8 protein-coding genes are annotated in these 6874 nt (G+C 42.6%); 1 reads left to right on the forward strand and 7 read right to left on the reverse strand.

What is annotated here, in order from left to right:
* The 4 genes from IH879_17005 to IH879_17020 all read right to left on the reverse strand — a co-directional run.
* Positions 1 to 730: hypothetical protein (locus IH879_17005; GenBank protein ID MCH7676624.1), on the reverse strand; the 730-nt coding region annotated here is incomplete at its 3' end.
* A gap of 31 nt (positions 731 to 761) precedes the next feature.
* On the reverse strand, positions 762 to 1457 hold the full coding sequence (locus IH879_17010; GenBank protein ID MCH7676625.1) for a uracil-DNA glycosylase: 696 nt from the start codon (positions 1455 to 1457) through the stop codon (positions 762 to 764).
* A 42-nt stretch (positions 1458 to 1499) separates the two neighbouring features.
* Positions 1500 to 2426: a hypothetical protein gene (locus IH879_17015; protein ID MCH7676626.1), complete on the reverse strand. Its 927-nt coding sequence runs from the start codon at positions 2424 to 2426 to the stop codon at positions 1500 to 1502.
* 113 nt (positions 2427 to 2539) lie between these two features.
* On the reverse strand, positions 2540 to 3235 hold the full coding sequence (locus IH879_17020) for a TIGR04283 family arsenosugar biosynthesis glycosyltransferase (protein ID MCH7676627.1): 696 nt from the start codon (positions 3233 to 3235) through the stop codon (positions 2540 to 2542).
* Between the two features lie 181 nt (positions 3236 to 3416).
* Between IH879_17020 and efp the strand changes: the two genes are divergently transcribed.
* A complete protein-coding gene (efp, locus tag IH879_17025) occupies positions 3417 to 3977 on the forward strand; it encodes an elongation factor P (GenBank protein ID MCH7676628.1) in 561 nt (186 codons plus the stop codon).
* Between the two features lie 384 nt (positions 3978 to 4361).
* On the opposite strand, the gene IH879_17030 is transcribed toward efp, so the two are convergent.
* The 3 genes from IH879_17030 to IH879_17040 form a co-directional block, all read right to left on the reverse strand.
* Positions 4362 to 5534 (reverse strand): threonine synthase, encoded by a 1173-nt coding sequence (locus tag IH879_17030; protein ID MCH7676629.1) that lies wholly within the window; start codon positions 5532 to 5534, stop codon positions 4362 to 4364.
* Positions 5535 to 5690: 156 nt separating this feature from the next.
* Positions 5691 to 6641, reverse strand: coding sequence for an HD domain-containing protein (locus IH879_17035; GenBank protein MCH7676630.1), 951 nt, complete (start codon positions 6639 to 6641; stop codon positions 5691 to 5693).
* A 9-nt stretch (positions 6642 to 6650) separates the two neighbouring features.
* A partial coding sequence (locus IH879_17040) for a penicillin acylase family protein (protein MCH7676631.1) occupies positions 6651 to 6874 on the reverse strand: 224 nt, incomplete at its 5' end.

Genomic DNA, 6874 nt, shown 5'->3' on the forward strand with positions numbered 1-6874 from the left:
ACAGTTCCGGTAGAGCGATGCCAATGGTGACAGCTGCACCATTTTCTTTTGCTGTTCTTCTTTTTACAGAGCCGTTTGAATATTGGCTTGCCTTACTTCCTTCAAAATATTTCTCATCCTCAGAAGGTGGTTCACCGCTGACGTAGATAGTTGCTTTGCCCTTTACATCCAAGTTTTTAAAATCATCATACTCGAACTCTGAAGCCTGAATGCCAAAAGCAGTGAATATCAAATCGCGTGTCACTTCCACTCCGCTTTGATTGGGTGCAGTTACCACCAGGAAGTCATCTTTATATTTTAACGGGATCATTTCGCCATCGATTTCTATTTTAAATTCTGAGTCGGCCGAAATTTTTTTTTCATTTAAATAAACCGGTTGATAATAAGAGCCGTCTTCACCTACCGGGCGCAGTCCAAATTTATCAAATTGACTTGAAATATAGAGAGCGGCTATCCTGGCGCCGCGCGAACCGGTATCACGCCCTTCTAATGAATCGTCTGCCAAAAACACCACATGCCGGCGCAAATCACTGCTGCCGATGCTGTGCAATGCTGCCAAATGAGTGGCTGAAATATCCTCCGAAATTTCAGGTATTTCCGCCGAAGGGATTTTCACCGGTTCAGCTTTATTAGCAGCCGATACTCGGTCATCCAAATGGTCTTTAAAAATAATGATGCCGACCAACCCGGCGACGAGGATCAACAATAAAAGTGGGAACCTGAAATACATAAATCCTCCAAAGTTTTTATAATCAAACAGATCATTTTTGTAAATTAATTATTTTTCTAGCCTTATTAAAAACGGCGTCAAACATGGGCTCAGTGAGTCTCCCGGTAAAAGTATTTTGCTGACTGGGATGGTAGGATGCCACAAGCGTGAGTTTAGAGTTAAGTTTGGTTTCACCCGCATGCTCAAAAACAGGTCGTTTTTTAAAATCTGTAAGTCCCAAGTCCTGATACGTTGTAGTTACCGTATCAAAGCCAATTTTACCCAAAGCAATGACAACCTGCACACTTTTTAAAAGCTGAATCTCATTATAAAGATACGGCAGGCAGTTGCCTTTTTCCTCAGCAGTGGGTTTGTTTTGAGGAGGTGCGCAATGTAGCGCTGCGGTGATATAACACCCCTTCAAAACCAGTCCATCATTTCCATCTGTGGAAGTCGGTTGATTGGCAAAGTCAAACTTATGCAAAGCACGAAACAGCCAATCTCCACTGCGATCGCCGGTAAACATCCGGCCGGTTCTGTTGCCGCCGTGAGCCGCCGGTGCAAGGCCGACGATCAGAAGCTCTGCTTTGGGATCGCCAAAACTTGGAATTGGTTTCCCCCAGTAAGTTTCGTGGGCAAACCGCCGGACTTTTTCCTCAGCAATTTTCTCCCGCCAGGCGACCAATCGAGGACATTTTGTGCAGGCTATGATTTCTTTTTGTAATTGTTGGATCTGCGTGTTTTTCATGATGGTCTTGCGTTGACAGAAAAAGGGCAATACTTCTCATGTTTATTCCCCCCAGTTTGCGACTTCGTCCATAATAGAAGTTATCTTGGTCTTGACATCTTCGATACTTATTTTTTCACTTTGACTGAAATACCGGTTGACATCAACAACATAATCGCCTTCTACCGGAAAACCCCTGCCCCCCGTTGCAGGAAAATGCAACGTAGGCAAATTCGCGTCACCATTATTTAGGGCTTGCAAGCAATTAAAATTATTTGGGGTTCCCGATAGAAACACAGCAACCCTGCTACCGACATCAAATCGATGTCTTATTGGCATACCAATAAAAACATCATTTAACCCTTCCCAGGTATCATTAGAGACGGTATCATAGTTGATGAACCATGCCGGCGCCCGCATGTAATGCGCAGGTGACATTACAAAGGCGATTTTTTTGTCGCTCAAATCCGCCTTATAATAAGTGTTCATATTTATTAAATTTAACATTTCATACTTTATTGCTGGAACTCCAAAGGAAGGCGCGTAACAAGGAGTGTCAACTTTTGTAATCGTGCCAATGATAAAAAAAGGCCCCCACACTAAATCGTACAAATAATACTTTTTATGACTGAAATCTAGTTGCAAATATAGATCTTTGTCATGAAAAAGGTTTCCCATACCGCCTCTTACCCTGAGAGAGTTAAGATCTTCATTCTTATCGAGTTCAATGAGTTCTAATGGATTGTTTATCTTGGCAAGTACTCTCAGGGAGAATACCTTCATGAACTCAGTAGAATTGGGGCTAATTTTTGCAAGCAGGGGATCATAGCGGGATAGGTCTTTGACTGATTTAGTAAATGCTAAAATTGCTTCACCTTTCTCACGTTGCTCTAAAGGATTGATGAATTCTTGTGAATGCAACACCACAGGAATAGTCAAGATCATACCCAACAAAACCCACAGTAGTGTACAAGCTATTTTGAATAACATGCGAGTCGTCCTTAAAGTTTGTAAGTTAACAGGTCAGAAATGTCCGAAAGACTTTCTGACAAATTTCTACCCAAATAGATAATCGTCAATCAACTCTGACGACCATAATTGACCTACGTTTTTTTGTACCACTCAGCCAAGCGTTCAGAGGAAACTCCAAACCAGTACAAAATATGCAACGATGCCATTTTCAAATAAGTGCGCATAACACCGCCGGCTTTAAAACGCCTCGAAGAAGTAATTACTGGAGGGGCGATCAAAACCATATCTCCCATCTTTTTAAGACGACGGGATAGCTCAATATCTTCAAATAAACTTTGTAGCGGGAATCCTCCTGTCGCGAGATAATACTCACGGCTGAGAAAAATACCGTGATCGCCATAAAAGATTTTCGTAAAACGGAATCTTATTTTGTTAATCCATTCAGCCAGTTTTAAAATTGGGTGCCGGTCATCAAACTTCAAAATGAAACCGCCGGCAATGTGGCCATTTCCCTGCACTGTTTCAACAGCATTCAGGCAATGTTCAGGTGAAATTCTGCAGTCCGCGTGTAAGAAAAGGAGAACTTCGCCGCTTGACTTTTGTGCGCCACATGCAAGCTGCTGACCCCGCCCCCTCGGTCCCTGAATCACTGAAACATCATATTGTTCACAAATTTTTACCGAACGATCATGGGACCCACCATCAACAATAATGCATTCAATTGGAAAATCAAGATTACTTTTACAAAATTCAATGTCACTCAAAAGTCTGGGAAGCGTTGTCTCCTCATTTAAGACGGGGATGACTATACTAAGTTTCGATTGCAAGGTACTTTACTTAAGTTGGTTTAACCTTCCGTAAAATAAAATAAAAAGTAAGAATTGTCAAGTGAATATCCTGAGTTGAATATAATATTTGATACAAACTTTCGATTGATTATTTAGTTGAAAATACATAAATTGCGGTCAATTCTTTTGAAAATCAAGACCACATTTGGAGGATAAACAAATGGCGTCCGTTTCAGAGTTTCGCAATGGCATGGCCATAAGATACCACGGAAACATCTGGATAGTAAACGAATTTCAGCATGTAAAACCGGGAAAAGGCCAGGCTTTTATCAGGACAAAATTAAAACAATTGAAAACCGGCAAAGTGGTTGAAAACTCTTTTCGTCTTAGCGAGAATATCGAGGAAGTCCGCCTTGAAAATAAAGACATGCAGTACCTCTACGCGTCCGGAGATGAAATTGTGCTGATGGACAATGATACTTACGACCAAATTAATGCTCCTAAAGAAATGCTTGGAGACCAATTTAAGTTTCTCAAAGAGGGGAATCCGGTTGGGGTCCTATTTTTAGAAGGAAATATTGTCACGCTTTCGCTGCCAATGTTTATTGAGTTGGAGGTCGTTGAAGCAGCGCCAGGTGTCAAAGGCGATACCGTTTCGAATCTGCAGAAACCGGTTACACTCGAAACCGGGGCGGAAATTCAAGTTCCGCTCTTTATAAAAGAGGGTAATATTTTGAAAATCGACACGCGGGATGGCCGGTACATCGAAAGAGTAAATTGACTCAAACAAAAAAGGCCGCCTCGACGGGCGGCCTTTTTTGTCTGTTGGAAATTTAGATTAAAATCTTATTTGAAAATAAAAGAGCAAAGCATAAGCTACTACCACGCAGGCAAATAGCAATAAAAATCTCGGGTAGTAAATGCGCTTATAATGTTTAACTTCCATAAAGTCTTGCTGCCTCCGCATTAGTTGAAACTTGCCATTTTTGCATAACTTTCAATATCGGTTTAAATTTACCGAATCTGTACCACAAACATCCTTCAACCACCCATCATATCAAATCAAGACGGCCAAAACATACAACAATCAGGAGCCAAATGCAAGGCTTTTTGTTAAAATTTTGCAAAAAAACGTGTAAAATTTGTGTACAAAATGACTTGAGAATTAATTGGTAATTCGGGAGAGAACCTCAGGGTATTTTAAGCCGGATCCCGTGTTGAAAAGCACAATTTTGTCACTACGATTCACCTCACCTTTCTCTTTTAAAAGCTTTAAGGCTGCGTAAGTAGCAGCCCCTTCCGGGCAGACAATCATACCTTCTTTCTGTGCCAACTCACTCAGTGAATCGAGGATTTCTTCATCTGAAACGGAAACTGCAAGTCCGCTGCTTTCTTTAAGCGCCTGCAGAATGAGCGCATCTCCAAAAGCTTTTGGTACCCGTAATCCCGCTGCAACCGTCTCGGCATTTTCGAAAAATTCTGACTCCATTTTTCCGGCTTCGAATGCCTGTGTAATCGGATCGCAGCCGGTCGACTGCACGGAAATCATGCGCGGCAGATCGCCGGAAAGCCAGCCCAGTTCCTTTAGTTCGCCAAACGCTTTCCACATGCCGATTAAGCCGGTGCCACCGCCGGTTGGATAAATAATAACGTCAGGCAGCTGCCAGGAAAATTGCTCCGCTATCTCAAGTCCCATGGTTTTCTTACCTTCGATGCGGTACGGCTCTTTCAATGTGGAGACATCAAACCAGCCCATCTCCTCTTTCCTTTCGGCCACAATTTTACCGCAGTCGCTGATTATACCATCAACCAAGGTCACATTTGCACCGGTTAATTTCGATTCGAGATAATTGATATTTGGCACATCCTTTGGCATAAAAATAAAGCATTCCATCCCGGCGCGGATGGCATAAGACGCCAAAGCGCCGCCGGCATTTCCAGCGGTTGGAATGGCGACTTTGCTCACTCCTAATTCATGGGCTTTTGAAATTGCCATCGCCAGGCCGCGCGCTTTAAAACTGCCCGTCGGAATTTGGGAGTCATCCTTCACCCAAATATTATCTAAACCCATTCGAGGCTGCAATTTTATGAGCGGTGTAAACCCCTCTCCCAAAGTTATGATATGTCTCTCGTCTAAAACCGGTAAAAGCTCATAGTAACGCCAGAGGTTTGTTTCTCTACCCGAAAAAATATCTCTGCTTAACTCCGACTTTGCTTTTTCCAGGTCATAAATGGCTAAAAGCGGTTTGTTGCAAGAAGTGCAAAATGTTTGCAATTCTCGAGGGTCGAACTTTTCCTGACACTTGCTGCAGATGAGATGGGAAAGATATGATTTCATGATTTTATATTATGTTTGTTATTAGAATTTGATTAAGTGTTTTAGAAAAAGGCGCTTCTTGTCATGCCCGAATTCTTTTAATCGGGCATCCATGCTTATAAGAAAAACTGGATACCTGCTAGAAACATGCAGGCATGACATCTGAGGTGTTTGTGGTTATTCTTCTTCGCCTCCGAAATACAAATAGCGATTGATTAAACTCACATACGAGCTCCATTTGCGGCCGGGCTCTTTTTCTCTTTTTGTAATTCTCTGGTAGGCATTCGCATTCGAGTCTATTTCATCAGCATAATAAAGAATCAGTCCTTCCAATGTCATGGGTACAACCGGGGAGGCATGCTCCAACTTGCCCTGGTGACTTAAAATAAGATGAGTCAATTCCATTTCTAAATCCTTAGGAAAATCTCTTATCTCTCGGATTTTATCTTTGACCATCTGCGCCCCGATAACGATGTGCCCGACCAGCCGGCCGTCATCGGTGAAATCGATCAGTGTTTTGTAGGTGTAGGATGAAATTTTGCCAATATCGTGCAGCAGTCCCGCTGCTATTATAAGATCCCGTTTGATATTTGGATACATTTGGCCAACGCGGTCGGCAATGTCTGTCACGGACAGGGTATGCTCTAAAAGGCCGCCGAGATAGTTGTGATGCCAGAGCTTTCCCCCGGGCGCGTCTTTAAATTGCTGCCTGATTTCACTGTCGGTGAATACCAGCTTGAGCAGTTCTTTCAAATATGAATTTTCAACACTGGCGATTAGTTCGTCAAGGTGGGACAGCAAAGCCTCGCGATCTTTATCCACAACCGGGACAAGCTCTTTTATGTCAAACTCATCGCTTTCTTCGGCTTTCCTGATTTTTTCAATATTCAGATGAAGTTTATCTTTAAAATGAATGGCGGTGGCTTTAACCTTCATAATGTCTCCAAGCTCAATAGCCTCGTAAACTTCTTGTGGCTTCTCCCAAACCGTTCCGTTGATTCTTTGAGAAGCATCCCCTAATTCCAAAGATAGATAAATTTCATCGGAATTAAACTTGGTTCTAATCGCCTTTTTCCGCAATATAAAAAAGGAGACGAATTTGTCACCGGGTTTTAAGTCTTTTATCATTTTATCTCGCTACCAAGGGGTTATGGTTAAATGTTCTTGTGCCCTTTCTGTAATTTCACCTCGGCCCATAATCATTGAACGGTACCGACCTTCCAGCCAGAGCGGCGTCTGATCTTTGTAATGTTTGCTCATCCTCTGGCCGGACTGGCCGGTGGTGATGACCGACAGTGTATGATTTAAATCGCACAAGTCAACCAACTGCCTTGTGGAAGCTCCCAGGTTTGCCTCGAAAG

The sequence above is a fragment of the candidate division KSB1 bacterium genome (genome assembly GCA_022562085.1).
Taxonomy (GTDB): domain Bacteria; phylum Zhuqueibacterota; class Zhuqueibacteria; order Oceanimicrobiales; family Oceanimicrobiaceae; genus Oceanimicrobium.

Coding starts and splice junctions, on each gene's coding strand:
- IH879_17010 (MCH7676625.1), bottom strand. CDS start 1,457: ATGAAAAACACGCAGATCCAACAATTACAAAAAGAAATCATAGCCTGC.
- IH879_17015 (MCH7676626.1), bottom strand. CDS start 2,426: ATGTTATTCAAAATAGCTTGTACACTACTGTGGGTTTTGTTGGGTATG.
- efp (MCH7676628.1), top strand. CDS start 3,417: ATGGCGTCCGTTTCAGAGTTTCGCAATGGCATGGCCATAAGATACCAC.
- IH879_17030 (MCH7676629.1), bottom strand. CDS start 5,534: ATGAAATCATATCTTTCCCATCTCATCTGCAGCAAGTGTCAGGAAAAG.
- IH879_17035 (MCH7676630.1), bottom strand. CDS start 6,641: ATGATAAAAGACTTAAAACCCGGTGACAAATTCGTCTCCTTTTTTATA.